This window comes from Pantoea sp. BRR-3P, assembly GCF_039621635.1.
In the GTDB taxonomy this organism is placed as follows: Bacteria; Pseudomonadota; Gammaproteobacteria; order Enterobacterales; family Enterobacteriaceae; genus Pantoea; species Pantoea floridensis.
Genome location: NZ_CP155066.1, coordinates 3,078,615 through 3,093,756, shown reverse-complemented (window position 1 = coordinate 3,093,756; position 15,142 = coordinate 3,078,615). Strand labels below are relative to the sequence as shown.

The following is a 15,142-nucleotide window of genomic DNA, read 5'->3' as shown; positions in this document are numbered from 1 at the left end:
GCCACAAGCTCGGCGTGTTGGTGATGGTGATTTTAGTGCTGGAGCTGCTGCACTATCTGCTCACGGCGTCATGGTTCCCGTGGCAGATTAGCTAATCAATCAGGCGTACTCGCCGTCTGTCTGACGTACGTTACGCACGCTGCTGCGCGCAATGCGATAAGCCTTGCGTGGATCGCCCGCCACAAACTCAAAGGTTGGCGAGAAGTAAAACGGCAGCCAGCCGCCGAAGCCGCTCTCCCATTCCCAACGCACGGGGCAGGGCCAGAGAATGCCATCATACAAAATGTAATAAACCCAGCGTCCGTTTGGACGACGGGGGCGAGATGTTTTCATTGGATTCACAACGGTAATAGTGAAAAGCAGCTTATATTTTGAACGCTACAACCCATTCTTGCAATGCCGCCTGGCTGTTTTTTGCGCGACTGTAATAAAACTGGCACCGAATTAACGGTGCACTTCGCCACAAAGTAAGACCACGTTAGGCCGAACTTTATGGATGCGATCGGCCATTTGCTCACAGGCCACTTTGGTTGGGTAAATCCGCTCCGATACCGGCAACGCATCGCAGGCATCATGCCCACACGCGCTCACTAACAAAACAAAACCAATCAGCATACTCAGACTCCTTTAACACCTTCTCGCTGGTACGGAATGTGTGGCTGGTCGTTCCCTTTTTTGATCCAGTATAGCTAAACGCGTCGGGAGTCAATTATCACCCTGAGCGGCTTTCTTGTTCGGTCGGCAAGATTATACCCATCGTGGCGCGCATCAGCAGCGTAATCTGGGCTAAACTGTGCGGCCCTGACAATAATGATGAGTGAGTAAACCATGTCTAACGAAATTGCCCATCCGGCCAGCAGCCCTAAACAAGCCGCCCTGCAGCTGGTGATTGAACTGGTCCGCGCGGGAAAACTGAGCCCGCTGCACGGCGATGCGTCAAATATGATCTCCATTTACGAGCAGTTCAAAAACCATTTCGAAGCGGAAAAAGCGTAGTTTTTCTGGTCAGCGATCGCCATGAATGGCGTAATGCCGCTCATTTGAGCCATAAAAACCGCGTTATGCAGGTGCGCATGAATGCGCACCCTACGAAAACCCTACGGTTAACTGACGAGCATTACGCCATGCATGGCGGCCCTACAACAGCGCTTCTGCATGAGTGCGATCATACTCTGCCTGCGCGCGTTCCAGCGCAGGGCCATGCTCCAATGCCCAATCGTACAGCGCGATAAACGGCTGCTGTAGCGTCTGCGCCAGCGGCGTCAGGCTGTATTCCACCCCGATGGGTGCCGTGTTCAGCACCTCACGATTCACTAACCCATTGCGCTCCAGACGCTTTAACGCATCCGCCAACGCTTTATGAGTAATGCCATCCAGTCGCCGGCGAATTTCATTAAACCGCGCAGGCTGAGTGCAGAGCACGGTGAGAATTAAAATCGACCATTTATTGGTGATGTGTTCCAGGATTGGACGCGTTTTTCCTACCTCTTTCAAGCTGTTACCGTTGATTTCTGCCATGGCGATATACTCCGCGATATCTGGTATAAATAAAGTGCGTAATTGATATCAAGTATAAAATATATACCATCAGCTTTCTACCCAACCGGAGAAAGCAAATGAGCAGACTGGAAAAAAAAGTGGCCGTCGTCCTGGGCGGCGCAAAAGGGATTGGGCTGGCAATCAGCCAGCGTTTTGCCAGCGAAGGCGCGACAACCTGGTATACCTCGCGTCGTGATGAAGAGTTACAGGCGGCCGGCAGCACCATTACCGGTCATGCGCACCCGTTGCGTGCCGATGTGAGCCAGCAAAGCGAACTCACCCGCATTATGGAGACGATCAAGACCGAAGCCGGGCAGCTGGATGTGCTAGTGATTAACGCGGGCATGGCCGAGTACGCCACCATTGATGAGATCGGCGCAGAGCATTTCGATCAGATCTTCGGCCTCAATGTGCGCTCGCCGGTCTTCGCTTTGCAGGCAGCGCTACCGCTGCTGAAACCTGGCGCCAGCGTGGTGCTGATTGGTTCGATCGCCGATGTCATTGGTACGCAGGGTTACGGTGTTTACAGCGCCAGTAAAGCGGCGCTGCGTTCCTTTGCGCGCACCTGGACGCGTGAACTCTCCGCGCGTGGCATCCGGATTAATGTGGTGGCGCCTGGGCCCATTGATACCGATATGATGCAGGCGGCTTCTGAAGAGGTGCGCACGGGCATCACCAGCACCATTCCGCTGAGCCGCATGGGCAAGCCAGAAGAGGTCGCTAACGCGGTACTGTTCCTCGCCAGTGACGAGAGCAGCTATATTGCCGGGGCAGAGATCTGTGTGGATGGCGGTTTAACGCAGGTGTAAGGCGCTAGGTTTACGGCCATCGTATGATGGCTGTTTTCAGGCGAAATACCAGGCGGGCAGGATCGCAATCAGGTTATTCAGCGTATGCAGGAAAATCGGGAGCGCGAGGCTATTGCTGCGCAGGCGCGCATAGCATAATAGCAGCGAAAACAGCGTTAAGGCGACCAGCGTTTCCCAGTGCACATATTGGGTATGCATGGCGGCGAACAGCAGGGATGTCAGCAGCATGCAGGCAAAACGGCTTTTTGGCGCCCACAGTAGAAAACCTTGCAGTAAGAATCCGCGAAACAGCACTTCTTCAAACACCGGTGCCAGCAGCACCGCCGTCAGCAACAGAATTAGCATGGAGCTGCGTCCCTGCTGGGATTGCGCAATCAACCAACCTTCCGGCTGCAAAAACTGGGTTTGTGCCACCATCAACGCGAACAGCAGGCCAATAAACAGCAGCGCCTGCAGCGGACGCACATAGCCAAGTGGAATATCGCTACGACGCTGGCAATAAAAGCGGTAGAGCGGGTAAATCACGGCGAATTCAAATAAGCAAAGTACCGGCATCAGCAAGCCATCGTTACGCAGCACCCCATAGTTGGGAAACAGCGTAACAAGCATGGTCACAAGGTAATAGACCACAAAGCTACCAACGTAGAAGAGCGTTAACGTAACTTTGTCGGATTGCGTATCCATAGGCGACTCAGCGGACAGAGGAGAGCGCATAGTAGCAACGGCGGTGATCGCTGTCGAGGTGGTGTGCTGCACATTTGCGCTGTTCAAATATTCCACCGCCAAGGCTAAATCTGCGACGGCCAGCGCCGATAACCGATCAAACCTTACAGGGTGGAGAGGGGCGGTTGTTGCCCCTCATCCGCCTCTTTTCGCCGCCTGCATTTTACGAGCAATGCGCATGAATTCTGAGTATCACCGGCAGCCGGCGTTAAACGCCAGGGCCAATATGGAGGCACATACGGTTCGGGTGACGCGGCGCAGTCTTCGCACCTTATCCTCGCTGCTGTTTGGCGTACTGCTTCTCTCTGTTGTAATGGTGCTGGTTATCGCCCATCGACAAAACCGCGACGCGATCCGCCAGGACGTCAATTTGATGCGTCAGGCGTGGCAGCAACAGCAGCAGGAGATGATTGTTGATGCGCGAGATTACGCCAACTGGGGCGAAGGCTGGAAAAACCTGCATCTCACGGTAAACAAAGTCTGGGCCTGGGATGAAGAGAACTTTGGCGCGGGGCTTTACAAGGAGTATCACTACGACGGTGTCTTTGTTGTCGATGGTGCCGGTAAAACCCGTTATGCGGTGGTTCGCGGCAAATTATCCGATGTGTCACTTGAGAGTTGGTTAGGTGCGCAAAGCGCGCTGTTATTGAACTCGGCGCGCACCCTGCGTGACGGAGTGGCGCGCAACGTTATCATAGATAACAACCCGGCGATTATGGTGGCCGCCCCCATTACGCCGGGAAAAGTCCCCGATTTACCAAGCCTTCCCGGTCCCGCTTCGGTGATGGTGTTCATCAATGTGTTTACCCCGGATAAACTGCAGGCGCTGGGTAAATCGCTAAATGTGATTGCGCCGCGTATCGCCTCGGATGTAGCCGATGCGCGGTATGAGCCGCGGCTGGTAGAGCCGGTGTTGCAGGGTGAAGCGATGGTGATTCGCTGGCAGCCGAAAGATCCGGGCTTTGGGGTGATCTGGCTGATGATGCCGCTGCTGCTGTTCACGGCGCTGGCCGTGACGCTGGTTACGCGTCGGGTGCTGCGCCATGCTTTGCACAATGCCGTCATTTCCGATCGGCGCTTTGCATTGCTGGCCATCAGCCAGCGCGAATTGGCTGACAGCGAAGAACGCTTTCGCGATCTGGCGGAAGCCGCGTCGGACTGGATTTGGGAAATCGACGATCGCGGGTGTCTCTGCTATCTCTCGTCGCGTTTTGCCGTGGTAACCGGCCATGAAGTGAAAAGCTGGATGGGGCGCCCGCTCGACCAGCTCCTCAGTCATCCTAGCCATTCGCTGGTCTCCTGGCTGATGCGTCAGGGAGAAGAGGTGCAGCATGTGCCGCTGCGCTGCCAGTTTATGTCAGCCAGCGGCGAGCGACGTATTGGACAGCTGATGGCGAAGGCTATTCGCCGCAGCGGCCTGCGCACGGGGTTTCGTGGCACGGTGTCAGATATCACCCATGAAGTGGATGCAGAAGCGCGCATTCAGTTTTTGTCACGCCACGACATGCTGACGGGATTGGCCAACCGCGTCCAGCTGCAGGAGTATTTAACCGCGTATCTGGAGCGCGTCAGTGAAGAAGATCCGCTGTTCATCATCAGTTTTGATATCGACCAGTTCAAGCCCATCAACGATACCTGGGGCCACGCGGTGGGAGATGAGGTGCTGAATGAGGTTTCACAGCGCTTAAAAAGCCTGCTGGCACCCAATGAGCTGGCGGCGCGTCTTGGCGGCGATGCTTTTATTCTGCTGCTGCGTGAAAACAGTCGTGCGGGGGTGGAGTATCGCTGTCGGGCACTGCAACACATCGTTCATCAACCGATTTTCAGCGGCTCGCATCAGATCAGTTTGACCGCCAGTATGGGCATTGTTTCTGCGCCACAGGATGCGGCACAGCCGGAAGCGCTGCTGCGGCTCGCGGATATTGCATTGAGCCAGGCCCGCAGCGCCGGTCGCGATCAATGGATGTGGTACTCCAGCGATATGGCGAATCACCTGCAGTCAAAACGCGAGATGGTGCAGGCGATTGAACAGGCGCTGCAGTCAAACGCGTTTACGCTGCACTATCAGCCGCGTTATCAGCTGCAAAGCGGGCAGCTGGCGGGGGCTGAAGCGCTGATACGCTGGCAGGTCGCGGAGGGACAATGGATCACACCAGACCGCTTTATTCCTCTGGCGGAAGAGAAAGGGTTAATCACCGCCATCAGCGACTGGGTGCTAATGCGTGCCTGTCTCGATGCCAGTCACTGGGGCGAACATCGCTATGTTTCGGTGAATATTTCGCCGGTGGAGTTCCGTAATAGTGATTTGGTCAAGCGCGTCGCGCATGCGCTGGACATCAGCGGATTACCCGCGACGCGGCTGGAGCTGGAAATTACCGAAAACGTCACTTTCGAAAACCCGGATCGCGCGCTGGAGATCATGCAAGGTCTGCGCGCGCTTGGCGTGCGTTTAACCGTGGATGATTTTGGTACCGGCTATGCGGCGCTCGGTTATCTGAAAGCCTTCCCGTTCAATGGCTTAAAGATTGATCGTTCGTGGATGAAAGAGTTCCCAGAGTCGCAGCAGGCACAATCGGTGGTGGCCGGTATTGTGGGGCTGGCACGCGCGTTTGCGCTCACCATCACCGCAGAAGGGATCGAAACCGAAGCGCAGTTAAATGCGCTAAAAGCACTTTCTTGCGAGGAGGGACAGGGGTATTTCCTGGGGCGTCCGATGCCGTTAGCGGCGTTTAATGCGCGGTTACAGGAGGAAGTTGCATCGTAGGGTCGCCATTCATGGCGTAATGCTCGTCAGTTAAGCATGCATCGGTCACCATGAATGGTGACCCTACGTGGATATCGCCGGGTTTTCGTAGGGTGCGCATTCATGCGCACCTGCATAAACAGGCATTTTTTTGCTTAAGTGAGCAGCATTACGCCATTCATGGCGACCAACCACATGCAGTGACTCAACGCACTCTAATCGCTACAAACGTCATCAATGCGGCGAAGCCAACAAAAATCACCAGTTCCATAATGACCTCCTCTAAGAATTGTCTTAGGTAATTTTAGTGGCTGAAGGATTGTTTTTTAGACAGTGTGTGCGATTAATCTTAAAAATTGGGAACAAGATCGCGCTTTAAAGCCGATCCAGACCCACTATCTGCTGTAAAAATTTTCGCTTCACGGTCGTGCTTTGTTACTCTCACCCACCGGTTGTCTATTTATCCAGGAGGAGAAACTTGTGACCCATTATGGAAAAGCGCTGCTGGTTACGGCCTTGTTTGCCCTGACCGCCTGCCAGTCTGCCAGCAAACCTGACACCAGTGCGGCGGCCAGCCACGATCCGGAAACCGATCAGTGTGGCGCATCGCAATATCAGAACTATGTTGGTCAACCGTTATCGACCCTCGACAACAAGCGCTTTGCCGTTCCGGTACGCGCGATTCCCTGGAATTCAGCGGTAACGATGGATTTCAATCTGCGTCGGGTGAATTTCGCGGCGGATCAGAGCGGTAAGATTTCACGGGTTTACTGCGGATAACACTAAACCGACATTGCATTGTCATCCGGCTGTCACAGCGCCGGGCGAGGATAGCTGCGCACTACGGAGATTTCCTCGTCACTCTCGAATATGCAATGCTCGTCTTATTTCTTCCCGCTTCGGCGGGAATTTTTTTATCGGTTGGCGTAATGCCGCCAATTGAGGAGTGATGATGAGACATACCAAAAAATTACTGTTGTTAGCCCTGCTGGTAAGCCCGCTGGCGCAGGCATCAAGCGAAGCGGCCTGGCAGCAGAACGACAATAACAGACTACAAAGCTGTCTTAAGGCCAGCGGTCTGAAGAGCGTGAAAGTGGTCGGCAAGCCGATCCAGTATGACGACCGCATCGGTATTGATGCGCTGCTGCTGGAAGGCCGCTATCCGCAGAAGCACATGAAGAACCAGGTCGGGCGCGAGCTATGCCTGTATCAGCGTCAAAGCGGTAAGGCGTTTGTCAGCGAAGCCGACCAGCTGCGCGCGGTGAAATAATCCTTCGGGCTGCTACTTCTGCGGCCCTGATTCCAGCAGTTTTGCCAGCAGCGCACGATAGCTTTGCAGCTGCTGCTCATCCCCGGCAAATTCCAGCTTATCGATTACGCGCGCAATAATGGCTTTGCTGGTCGCTGGCTGCCCTTCATCCATCATTTCGCGCATGATTGCCGCCAGCAAATCGCTCTCATGAGGCGCATGCCAGGCCGGACTGTTGAAGTAGTCGGTAATCGCCCGACTGGCGCTGTTTGGTTGGGTTCTCATGGCTGACCTCCGCAGAGACAACGATGCCCGCCGCCTGAGAGTAGCAGCATGGGGAAATAAGGTTTAAGCATGCGGACTGTCCAGAACGGGCAGTACGTCGCCAGCGATGGCTGGTTGTTTTTTAAACATAGATGCGGTGATGACGATTGTCAGTAACGAGTAGACATATTTTTTCACGTTTGCCGGTCATCAGGATGCGCTTATCTTGCGGGGAAAGAGGTTTCAGCACATAAAGCCACTAAAAAAACGCTCTCTTGCATGATTTGCTGTGAGCAGAATCACGCTCTACAGCGTAAAACTGCGTTTTTACCCCGATGCCATGTTTTGCCGTCCAGTAATGTTACGGGATTGTTAGACTGAACCCTCGTTTCATTCTTCTGACGCTCACGCCCATGTTACGCTCCATCGAGTCCTGGAAAGTTAATCTGATATCGGTCTGGTTTGGCTGTTTTTTTACCGGTCTTGCCATCAGTCAGATCATTCCCTTCCTCCCGCTGTATGTTGAAGAACTCGGGATTCATGGCGGTAATGCGCTTAGCGTTTGGTCAGGGCTCACCTTTAGCGTCACCTTCATTGTGTCTGCGGCCGTTGCGCCGTTGTGGGGCAGCCTGGCAGACCGTAAAGGGCGCAAGCTGATGCTGCTGCGCGCCTCGTTTGGCATGGGCGCAGTGATCTTAATGCAGGCGTTTGTCACTCAGGCGTGGCAGTTGCTGCTGCTGCGCGCACTCATGGGGCTGACCTCCGGCTATATTCCAAATGCGATGGCGCTGGTGGCGGCGCAGGTGCCGCGTGAACGCAGCGGCTGGGCGCTGAGCTGTGTCTCTACCGGTCAGATTAGCGGGGTGATCCTTGGGCCGATGATTGGCGGCCTGTTGGCGGACTGGCTCGGATTACGCATGGTGTTTATTGTCACTGCGGTATTGCTGATGGTGAGCTTCCTGGTGACGCTGTTCCTGATTAAAGAGACCGGTTATACCCCGGTCAGCAAGAAAGACAAATTAAGTGGACGTGAGGTGTTTCGCAGCCTTGATAACCCGCGTTTGATGCTGTGCTTATTTATCACCACCATGGTGATCCAGATGTGCAACGGCTCGGTAAATCCAATCCTGACGCTGTTTGTGCGCGAACTGGCACCGAATGCGCAGAACATCGCCTTTCTCAGCGGCGTGATTGCTGCGCTACCGGGCTTTTCAGCGCTGATCTCAGCCCCGCGGCTCGGTAAACTGGGCGACCGTATTGGCACGCAGCGCATTCTCATCGCCACCATGATCGCCTCGCTGCTGCTGCTGGTGGCGATGTCATTTGTCACCAGCGCCACTCAGCTTGGTGTGCTGCGTTTCTTGCTGGGATTCGCCGATGGCGCCATGATGCCAGCAGTGCAAACGTTGCTGGTACGCCATTCACGCGATAACGTCACGGGCCGCATCTTCGGCTATAACCAATCGTTTATGTATCTGGGGAATGTGGCGGGGCCGCTGCTGGGGGCTGCAGTTTCGGCAGCCACCGGCTATCGCTGGGTCTTCTTCGCTACGGCGATGGTGGTATTCGCCAACGTGGTGTTGCTGCGTCGTTTTTATCGTCGCCCGAAAACCACGCTGACTCCACCGTTGAGCCAGCGTGATACAGCGGAAAAACCTACTGACGCAGCGTCAACGCGTAGTACCAGCGCTGCTGAGAAAGCAAAAACTCCGGGCTAACGCTCGGACTCCAGGAATCATCACCGCCGACACCCATATGGAAGCCATCGAGATGCAGCCAGCAGCCATCCTCTTCCTGTAATAAGTGGCGATGTGAGGTTGCGCGCAGCTGTTCAAGGCTGTAACGGCTGAGCGAGAAAGCGAAATCACCGCTGACCTGTAACCCATTGCACATTAAATGACGCGTGCCACAGCGCAAGCCATTTTCCCCCGGAAACACATACGTGGTGCTGAGCGCCGCCAGCGGAAGCTGCCAGCGGGAAAACTGCGCTGACAGCTGGCGATCCGGATAGTTTTCGTGTGGTCCCAGACCGAGCCAATTCACCTGCTGTGGTGCTTGCATCAGCTGGCAGCGCAGGCCGATGCGCGCCGGAGGCGGTAAGCCCGGCGCCTGTTCCACCTGCACGCTTATCGACAACTCACCATTGCCACCAATTTGATAGCGTTTGTGGCTGGTGAAAACCACTTCTCCGTGAGCCAGCCACTGATGCCAGGTTTCAATCAGCACGCTATGTTTCAGGCTATCGACCTGCATATCTACCAGCACCGCTTCTAGCGCATCGTAGCCCGCTCGTTTCCAGCGCTCGACCCACGCGTTGGGGTCAATGTTAGCGGCTTCGCTGGTGCCGATATCGTTATCAATCGGCGCACGAATAAAGCACTCCTGCAGCGGCGTCAGAAGCGTTTCTTCATCATCTACCCACCATTGCAGCAGCTCGCCGCTGCGGCGGGAGAAGTGCCAGCACTGCTGCGGCAACACCACCGCCACCAGCTCGTGATTGGCGATAAGCTCAGGTGCGGTGGCGCTGAGCGTTGGCGCGCGCGCAGGCAGTGCCGCAGGCAGCGGCCACTGATCCCAGGCGACGCGGGCATCCGCTTCGGACCACGGGGTGGCGTTACGTTGATAAACCGCCACGTTGAGCCAGGCATTGCCCTGCAGATTCTCACTGACTGGCAGCGTAAACGACTGGTGACCTTGTGCAGCGAGATCGAGCGGCCATTCACCGCTGGCCAGGGCGATGCCGTCCTGCTCAATCGACCAGCGCAGGAGCTCGTTATCGCTGCGGCGGAACAGATATTCGCTGCTGACGGTAAAGCGATACGCATTGGTAGCATCTGGCTGGAACTGGAAGAATTGCTGCGCTCGCTGCGCCTCAAACAGCGCCGGATGCGGCGAGCGATCGGCAAAAACTAAGCCGTTCATACAGAACTGACGATCGTTGGGCGTATCGCCAAAATCGCCGCCGTAGGCTTGCCATGCCGCGCCGTTATCGTCATAGCGCGTCAGGCTTTGGTCCACCCAATCCCAGACGAAGCCGCCCTGCAAGCGCGGGAACTGCCGGAAGGCTTGCCAATACTTTTCGAAGCCGCCGAAGCTATTGCCCATCGCATGCGCATATTCACACAGGATTAGCGGGCGCGTTTCGCCAGGCAGGCCAATCCACTTCTTCAGCGACCATTTTGGTACGGCGGGGAAGGGCTGATCCTGATCGACGCGTGCATACATGGGGCAGACGATATCAGTGGCGGCCGTGTTTGCGCCGCCACCTTCGTACTGAACCGGACGGGTGGGATCGCTGCTTTTCACCCATTGATAGAGCGCATCGTGCGTGCTGCCGTGGCCGGATTCATTCCCCAGCGACCAGATAATAATGCAGGCATGATTGCGGTCGCGCTGCACCATGCGCGTCAAGCGTTCGCTGTACGCGGCAAACCAACGCGGATCGCTGGAGAGCCGGTTCATTGGCTGCATGCCGTGGGTTTCAATGTTGGCTTCATCCACCACGTACAAACCGTACTCATCGCATAGCCGATACCACAACGGATGATTGGGGTAGTGCGCGCAACGTACGGCGTTGAAGTTATGGCGCTTCATCAATTCGATGTCGCGGCGCATGCTGGCTTCATCCACCACCTGGCCGTTTTCCGGATGGTGCTCGTGGCGGTTAACGCCGCGGATCAGCAGCGGCTTGCCGTTCAGGCACAGTTGGCCGTTCTCAATGCTGACGCGGCGGAAGCCAACGTCATAGGCTTCGGCCTCCAGCAGCATGCCATTTTCATCCAGCAGGCTAACCACGGCGCGATAGAGATGCGGCGTTTCGGCACTCCACAGCAGCGGTTGGTGAACCGGCAAGATCAGCAACGCGCGCTCTGGATAGTGACCGCGCTCGTCGATGATAGCGCTGCCGGGGGCTTGTTCTTGCTCCACAATACAGCTTTCGCCGCGCCACAAACTGACGCGCAAACGGCACTGCGCAAGCTGGCGAGTGCCCGCATCGATTTTGACGCTAACGCGCAGATCGCCGCGCAGGTATTCCGGGCTGAGCGCGGTTTCAATTTGCACGTCTGCCAGCTGCGTTGCTGGTTTATGCAGCAGCGTGACGTCCCGGAAGATGCCGCTCATACGCCACATATCCTGATCTTCCAGGTAGCTGCCATCGCTCCAGCGCAGCACCATCACGGCTAAGCGGTTTTGGCCCGGCTGTAACGCTGCGCTGAGATCAAATTCAGCGGGCAGGCGGCTGTCTTGCGAATAACCGATCCAGTGGCCGTTACACCACAGGAAAAATGCCGAGTTGACGCCATCAAAAATAATGCGCGTTTGACCCTGTTGCAGCCAGCCATTATCCAGATTAAATGTGAGCGAATAACATCCTGTGGGGTTTTCCTGCGGTACATATGGTGGCGTCACCGCAATCGGATATTGTACGTTGGTATAAATTGGGGTATCGAAACCATGCAACTGCCAGTTAGCGGGTACGGGCAGGGCGCGTGCATCAGGCTGATCCTGCTGCAGCCAGCTTTGCGGCACCGCTTCAGGCTGGGTGAAGTAGCTGAAGGTCCATTGACCGTTAAGCGACATGCGCGAGGGCGATGGGCGATCGTCGCGCGCATCCAATTCATCGCGCCAGCTGGCAAACGGTGGATGCGCATCCAGCCGGTTAAGGCTGGTGATCACCGGATTTTCCCAATCCCGGCGCGCCAGAATTTCACTGAGGGAAACAGCAGATAACTTCATGATAAGATCTCATTTATTGTAATGCGCTCACATTGCGTGAATTTGCGTCAGCTGTAAAGTGAACGACAGTGATTTTGCGAGAGCCATCGGCTGACTTGCATGCCAGCTGTGTGATGTTTTTGCCGGGGTAGTGCCAGTAAATTGTTAAGCGTGGTGAGCAGAGATGAATAGCGTGGGGTTGCGGAGAATTCTGTATTGTCGCGCCCGATGCGGCCTCATACACTCAGCCCGATTTCACCATTCTGAGGTAATTATGGTTCGTATGATTAAACTCGCCGCAGTTGTGGCATTGGTTACCGCGTTGAGCGGCTGTATTTTCCCACCGCCGGGCGGCGGTTGGGGTGGCGGTCATGGCCATGGCGGCGGACCGGGACGCGGATTTGTCGGGCCTCATTAATGCGTCTTAGTATTATTTAACTTTTAAGCGAAACGTTTCAATAAATAGGCTTCACGTCAGTGAAACGTTTCGCCGTTAGATATTGAAATACATTTCTTTTTTCGCGTCGCAGCGCGTCTTTTTTTTCTCAAAAATACTGAAAATTTCTTGTTGTTTTAATCTGCTCAGTGCTAACGTCTTTTTTTCTTCTCTCAATGAGCTTGTCGCATGAAAAACCTGATTGCGGAACTCCTTCTAAAGCTGGCTGAAAAAGAAGAAGAGTCTAAAGAATTAGTGGTTCAGGTTGAGGCGTTAGAAATCGTGTTAACGGCGATGCTGCGCAAACTGGATCCACAACAGTTCCATGACATTGCGGCGGGTATTAAATTAGCCATGCCGCCCGTTGCCCCCGCTGCTGAAACGCCTGATACCACCCTGCTGCGCAATTACGTTGAAAAACTGCTGGATCATCCCCGCGTTTAACCCTGTTTCGCCTGTTTTTGCAGGCGATTTCCATTATTGATTTCTCGCATTTGCTTATTCCGTGCCATGCTTAACAGGCAATAATGCTATGGAGAATCCGGTAATGAAATCGTGTCTTTTGGCAATAATGGCAGCAGGCTTGCTGTTGGCAGGCGGTGCGAGTGCGGCCGAAAAAACCGCACAGCAGGAAAAAATGACCATGTGTAATCAGCATGCAGGTTCGCAGAATTTGAAAGGTGATGCGCGTAAAAGCTTTATGAGTGACTGTCTGAAAAAAGACAGCAAAATGGGCAGCATGTCACCGCAACAAATGAAGATGAAAACCTGTAATGCCGACGCGGGCGATAAAAAACTCACCGGCGATGCACGTAAAACTTTTATGAGTTCCTGTTTAAAGAAGAGCTGATTTAATTCCCGCGAACCTACTCGTCGCGTGTAATTAATGGCAAAGTAGAGATAAGAAGGGTTCATGGTAAACATGAACCCTTTTTTTATCTTGATGATGCGCTCATCGAAATATTCATCTTCTCTTATCACGTCAGAGGAAAAACTCATACCAGGATGCACATCACAAAATAAGGCCAACAACACTGGCAGGATGCATTAGTCCTAATTAGTGACTAATTAATTCGAATCTTTTTAATCCCCGCGAAGCCAGACCGTTCGTTGGGCAGCCTTTACCTGTGGAGTCTGCTATGAATGTGCTTGATTATGCAGTGATGGCGCTATACGCGCTGATGATTGTAGCGATAACCCTGTGGGCGATGCGCAAGGTGGGCAGCACGCGCGATTTCTTTGCTGCGGGTGGCAAAATGCCGTGGTGGCTGTCTGGCGTATCGCACCACATGTCGGGTTACAGCGCCGCGGTGTTCGTGGCCTACGCTGCGGTGGCTTACAACATGGGCATCACCATCTACTTTTGGTGGGCCTTTCCCATTGCGATTGCCGTGCTGTTGGGATCGCGTCTGTTTGCGCCGCGCTGGGCGCGACTGCGCATTTATATGAACATCGAATCACCGATGGAGTATCTCGCCACGCGCTATAACTTGCCGACGCAAATGATATTGGCGTGGAGTGGGGTGCTGCTGAAAACCTTTGATGTGGGAGCAAAGTGGGCGGCAATTGCGGTAATCATTAACGTTTTCACCGGACTCGATCCGCTGGTGGGCATCTGCGTATCGGGTGCGCTGAGTTTGTTTTATACCGTAATGGGCGGGTTGTGGGCCGATGCCTGCAACGATTTCGGTCAATTTGTCGTACAGTTTGTTGCCGCCATAGTGATGGTGGTGGCGGTGGCAATGCATCTGGGCGGTTTTGCTGAGCTGTTCACCATCTGGCAACGCCTGCCATCCACGCACACACAGATTATTCAGGAACCGTATTCGCTCGGCTTTATCCTCGCCTATTTTGTGATTTATACCCTGAGTTACAACGGCGGGACGTGGAACCTGGCTCAACGATTTATTGCCGCACCCGCTGGCCGCGATGCCCGCAAAGCGGCGCTGCTTTCTGCGGCACTCTATCTCATCTGGCCGCTGATTCTGTTCTGGCCAATGTGGGCGGCGCCGCTGCTGTTTCCCGGTCTGAGCGACCCGTCGCGATCCTATTCGATGATGGCGATGGAGCTGTTGCCGAATGGCCTGGTGGGGTTGGTGCTGGTGGCGATGTTCACTCATACACTATCGATGACCTCCTCTGACGCCAACGCCATCACCGCCGTCGTCACGCGCGATATTCTGCCGGGCATGCTGCCAAAACGCTTTCAGCGCGGTAACAGCTCGCTGCTGGTAGCGCGACTCACCGCCTTTCTGTTCATTATCACCACGCTGGTGATTGCCATCAATGCCAGCCACTTTGGCGGCGTACTGTCGCTGCTGATCGTTTGGTTTGGCGGCCTGGTCGGCCCGATTTCGATTCCGATGCTGCTCGGTTTACTACCCGCTTTTCGTCGCAGCGGCAGTGCCGCCGCGCTGGTGAGTTGGGCAGTCGGCGTTGGGACTTTTTTCTGCGTGAAATTCGTTTTTGCCGATGTCAGCACCGCCACCGTGGTGGCTGCACCGGTGATGTCATCGCTGGTGCTTTTCGTGGTGATGGGCTGGCTGCGCCGCGCACCGGTACGTCCGGAAGTGGACCAGTTGCTCAACGCACTGAATCAGGATCAGCATGTGCCCGGCGATCAGCGCTGGCCGCAGAAAACCAATATTTCTCAGGAGGGATAA

General features: G+C 54.9%; 16 protein-coding genes. 10 read left to right on the top strand and 6 right to left on the bottom strand.

Going from position 1 to position 15,142, the window contains the following annotated elements; all coding sequences use genetic code 11:
- Positions 1-99 precede the first annotated feature (99 nt).
- Positions 100-333, bottom strand: coding sequence for a hypothetical protein (locus AAGR08_RS14450; RefSeq protein ID WP_064740385.1), 234 nt, complete (start codon positions 331-333; stop codon positions 100-102).
- 111 nt (positions 334-444) lie between these two features.
- Entirely contained in the window at positions 445-615 is a 171-nt protein-coding gene (locus AAGR08_RS14445; protein ID WP_007887091.1) for a hypothetical protein, read from the bottom strand.
- A gap of 213 nt (positions 616-828) precedes the next feature.
- Here AAGR08_RS14445 and AAGR08_RS14440 point away from each other — a divergent pair, with 213 nt between their 5' ends.
- Complete coding sequence (locus tag AAGR08_RS14440) at positions 829-996, top strand: hypothetical protein (protein WP_176519132.1); 168 nt, start codon at positions 829-831, stop codon at positions 994-996.
- Positions 997-1,137: 141 nt separating this feature from the next.
- On the opposite strand, the gene AAGR08_RS14435 is transcribed toward AAGR08_RS14440, so the two are convergent.
- The gene (locus tag AAGR08_RS14435; RefSeq protein ID WP_345827193.1) at positions 1,138-1,518 is read right to left on the bottom strand and encodes a helix-turn-helix domain-containing protein; all 381 of its coding nucleotides are present in this window, start codon (positions 1,516-1,518) and stop codon (positions 1,138-1,140) included.
- Positions 1,519-1,616: 98 nt separating this feature from the next.
- On the opposite strand from AAGR08_RS14435, the gene AAGR08_RS14430 reads away from it, so the two are divergent.
- On the top strand, positions 1,617-2,348 hold the full coding sequence (locus tag AAGR08_RS14430) for an SDR family oxidoreductase (RefSeq protein ID WP_345827192.1): 732 nt from the start codon (positions 1,617-1,619) through the stop codon (positions 2,346-2,348).
- A 36-nt stretch (positions 2,349-2,384) separates the two neighbouring features.
- Here AAGR08_RS14430 and AAGR08_RS14425 read toward each other — a convergent pair whose 3' ends face one another.
- Positions 2,385-3,032 (bottom strand): CPBP family intramembrane glutamic endopeptidase, encoded by a 648-nt coding sequence (locus AAGR08_RS14425; protein ID WP_097094780.1) that lies wholly within the window; start codon positions 3,030-3,032, stop codon positions 2,385-2,387.
- 217 nt (positions 3,033-3,249) lie between these two features.
- Here AAGR08_RS14425 and AAGR08_RS14420 point away from each other — a divergent pair, with 217 nt between their 5' ends.
- The 3 genes from AAGR08_RS14420 (at position 3,250) to AAGR08_RS14410 (ending at position 7,084) form a co-directional block, all read left to right on the top strand.
- Positions 3,250-5,835 (top strand): EAL domain-containing protein, encoded by a 2,586-nt coding sequence (locus AAGR08_RS14420; RefSeq protein ID WP_345827191.1) that lies wholly within the window; start codon positions 3,250-3,252, stop codon positions 5,833-5,835.
- A 459-nt stretch (positions 5,836-6,294) separates the two neighbouring features.
- Entirely contained in the window at positions 6,295-6,594 is a 300-nt protein-coding gene (locus tag AAGR08_RS14415; protein ID WP_097094778.1) for an I78 family peptidase inhibitor, read from the top strand.
- A gap of 172 nt (positions 6,595-6,766) precedes the next feature.
- The gene (locus AAGR08_RS14410) at positions 6,767-7,084 is read left to right on the top strand and encodes a hypothetical protein (RefSeq protein ID WP_097094777.1); all 318 of its coding nucleotides are present in this window, start codon (positions 6,767-6,769) and stop codon (positions 7,082-7,084) included.
- Positions 7,085-7,096: 12 nt separating this feature from the next.
- Here AAGR08_RS14410 and AAGR08_RS14405 read toward each other — a convergent pair whose 3' ends face one another.
- The gene (locus AAGR08_RS14405; RefSeq protein WP_097094776.1) at positions 7,097-7,348 is read right to left on the bottom strand and encodes a biofilm development regulator YmgB/AriR family protein; all 252 of its coding nucleotides are present in this window, start codon (positions 7,346-7,348) and stop codon (positions 7,097-7,099) included.
- Positions 7,349-7,740: 392 nt separating this feature from the next.
- On the opposite strand from AAGR08_RS14405, the gene AAGR08_RS14400 reads away from it, so the two are divergent.
- Positions 7,741-9,045, top strand: a complete 1,305-nt coding sequence (locus tag AAGR08_RS14400) for a multidrug efflux MFS transporter (protein WP_345827190.1) — start codon at positions 7,741-7,743, stop codon at positions 9,043-9,045.
- On the opposite strand, the gene AAGR08_RS14395 is transcribed toward AAGR08_RS14400, so the two are convergent.
- The gene (locus tag AAGR08_RS14395; protein ID WP_345827189.1) at positions 8,984-12,064 is read right to left on the bottom strand and encodes a beta-galactosidase; all 3,081 of its coding nucleotides are present in this window, start codon (positions 12,062-12,064) and stop codon (positions 8,984-8,986) included. The genes AAGR08_RS14400 and AAGR08_RS14395 overlap by 62 nt on opposite strands.
- Positions 12,065-12,326: 262 nt before the next feature.
- On the opposite strand from AAGR08_RS14395, the gene AAGR08_RS14390 reads away from it, so the two are divergent.
- The 4 genes from AAGR08_RS14390 to AAGR08_RS14375 all read left to right on the top strand — a co-directional run bounded on the left by AAGR08_RS14390 (position 12,327) and on the right by AAGR08_RS14375 (position 15,142).
- On the top strand, positions 12,327-12,461 hold the full coding sequence (locus AAGR08_RS14390; protein ID WP_345829948.1) for a hypothetical protein: 135 nt from the start codon (positions 12,327-12,329) through the stop codon (positions 12,459-12,461).
- Between the two features lie 207 nt (positions 12,462-12,668).
- Positions 12,669-12,923, top strand: a complete 255-nt coding sequence (gene iraP / locus AAGR08_RS14385; protein WP_097094773.1) for an anti-adapter protein IraP — start codon at positions 12,669-12,671, stop codon at positions 12,921-12,923.
- A gap of 103 nt (positions 12,924-13,026) precedes the next feature.
- Positions 13,027-13,329, top strand: coding sequence for a PsiF family protein (locus AAGR08_RS14380; protein WP_097097587.1), 303 nt, complete (start codon positions 13,027-13,029; stop codon positions 13,327-13,329).
- 289 nt (positions 13,330-13,618) lie between these two features.
- Positions 13,619-15,142, top strand: coding sequence for a sodium:solute symporter family protein (locus AAGR08_RS14375; RefSeq protein ID WP_345827188.1), 1,524 nt, complete (start codon positions 13,619-13,621; stop codon positions 15,140-15,142).

Excerpts from the sequence above, each read along its gene's own strand:
- AAGR08_RS14450 (WP_064740385.1), bottom strand. The coding sequence starts at position 333 with ATGAAAACATCTCGCCCCCGTCGTCCAAACGGACGCTGGGTTTATTAC.
- AAGR08_RS14445 (WP_007887091.1), bottom strand. The coding sequence starts at position 615 with ATGCTGATTGGTTTTGTTTTGTTAGTGAGCGCGTGTGGGCATGATGCC.
- AAGR08_RS14390 (WP_345829948.1), top strand. The coding sequence starts at position 12,327 with ATGATTAAACTCGCCGCAGTTGTGGCATTGGTTACCGCGTTGAGCGGC.
- AAGR08_RS14375 (WP_345827188.1), top strand. The coding sequence starts at position 13,619 with ATGAATGTGCTTGATTATGCAGTGATGGCGCTATACGCGCTGATGATT.
- AAGR08_RS14435 (WP_345827193.1), bottom strand. The coding sequence starts at position 1,518 with ATGGCAGAAATCAACGGTAACAGCTTGAAAGAGGTAGGAAAAACGCGT.
- AAGR08_RS14405 (WP_097094776.1), bottom strand. The coding sequence starts at position 7,348 with ATGAGAACCCAACCAAACAGCGCCAGTCGGGCGATTACCGACTACTTC.
- AAGR08_RS14400 (WP_345827190.1), top strand. The coding sequence starts at position 7,741 with ATGTTACGCTCCATCGAGTCCTGGAAAGTTAATCTGATATCGGTCTGG.
- AAGR08_RS14395 (WP_345827189.1), bottom strand. The coding sequence starts at position 12,064 with ATGAAGTTATCTGCTGTTTCCCTCAGTGAAATTCTGGCGCGCCGGGAT.
- AAGR08_RS14380 (WP_097097587.1), top strand. The coding sequence starts at position 13,027 with ATGAAATCGTGTCTTTTGGCAATAATGGCAGCAGGCTTGCTGTTGGCA.
- AAGR08_RS14410 (WP_097094777.1), top strand. The coding sequence starts at position 6,767 with ATGAGACATACCAAAAAATTACTGTTGTTAGCCCTGCTGGTAAGCCCG.
- iraP (WP_097094773.1), top strand. The coding sequence starts at position 12,669 with ATGAAAAACCTGATTGCGGAACTCCTTCTAAAGCTGGCTGAAAAAGAA.
- AAGR08_RS14440 (WP_176519132.1), top strand. The coding sequence starts at position 829 with ATGTCTAACGAAATTGCCCATCCGGCCAGCAGCCCTAAACAAGCCGCC.
- AAGR08_RS14420 (WP_345827191.1), top strand. The coding sequence starts at position 3,250 with ATGAATTCTGAGTATCACCGGCAGCCGGCGTTAAACGCCAGGGCCAAT.
- AAGR08_RS14425 (WP_097094780.1), bottom strand. The coding sequence starts at position 3,032 with ATGGATACGCAATCCGACAAAGTTACGTTAACGCTCTTCTACGTTGGT.
- AAGR08_RS14430 (WP_345827192.1), top strand. The coding sequence starts at position 1,617 with ATGAGCAGACTGGAAAAAAAAGTGGCCGTCGTCCTGGGCGGCGCAAAA.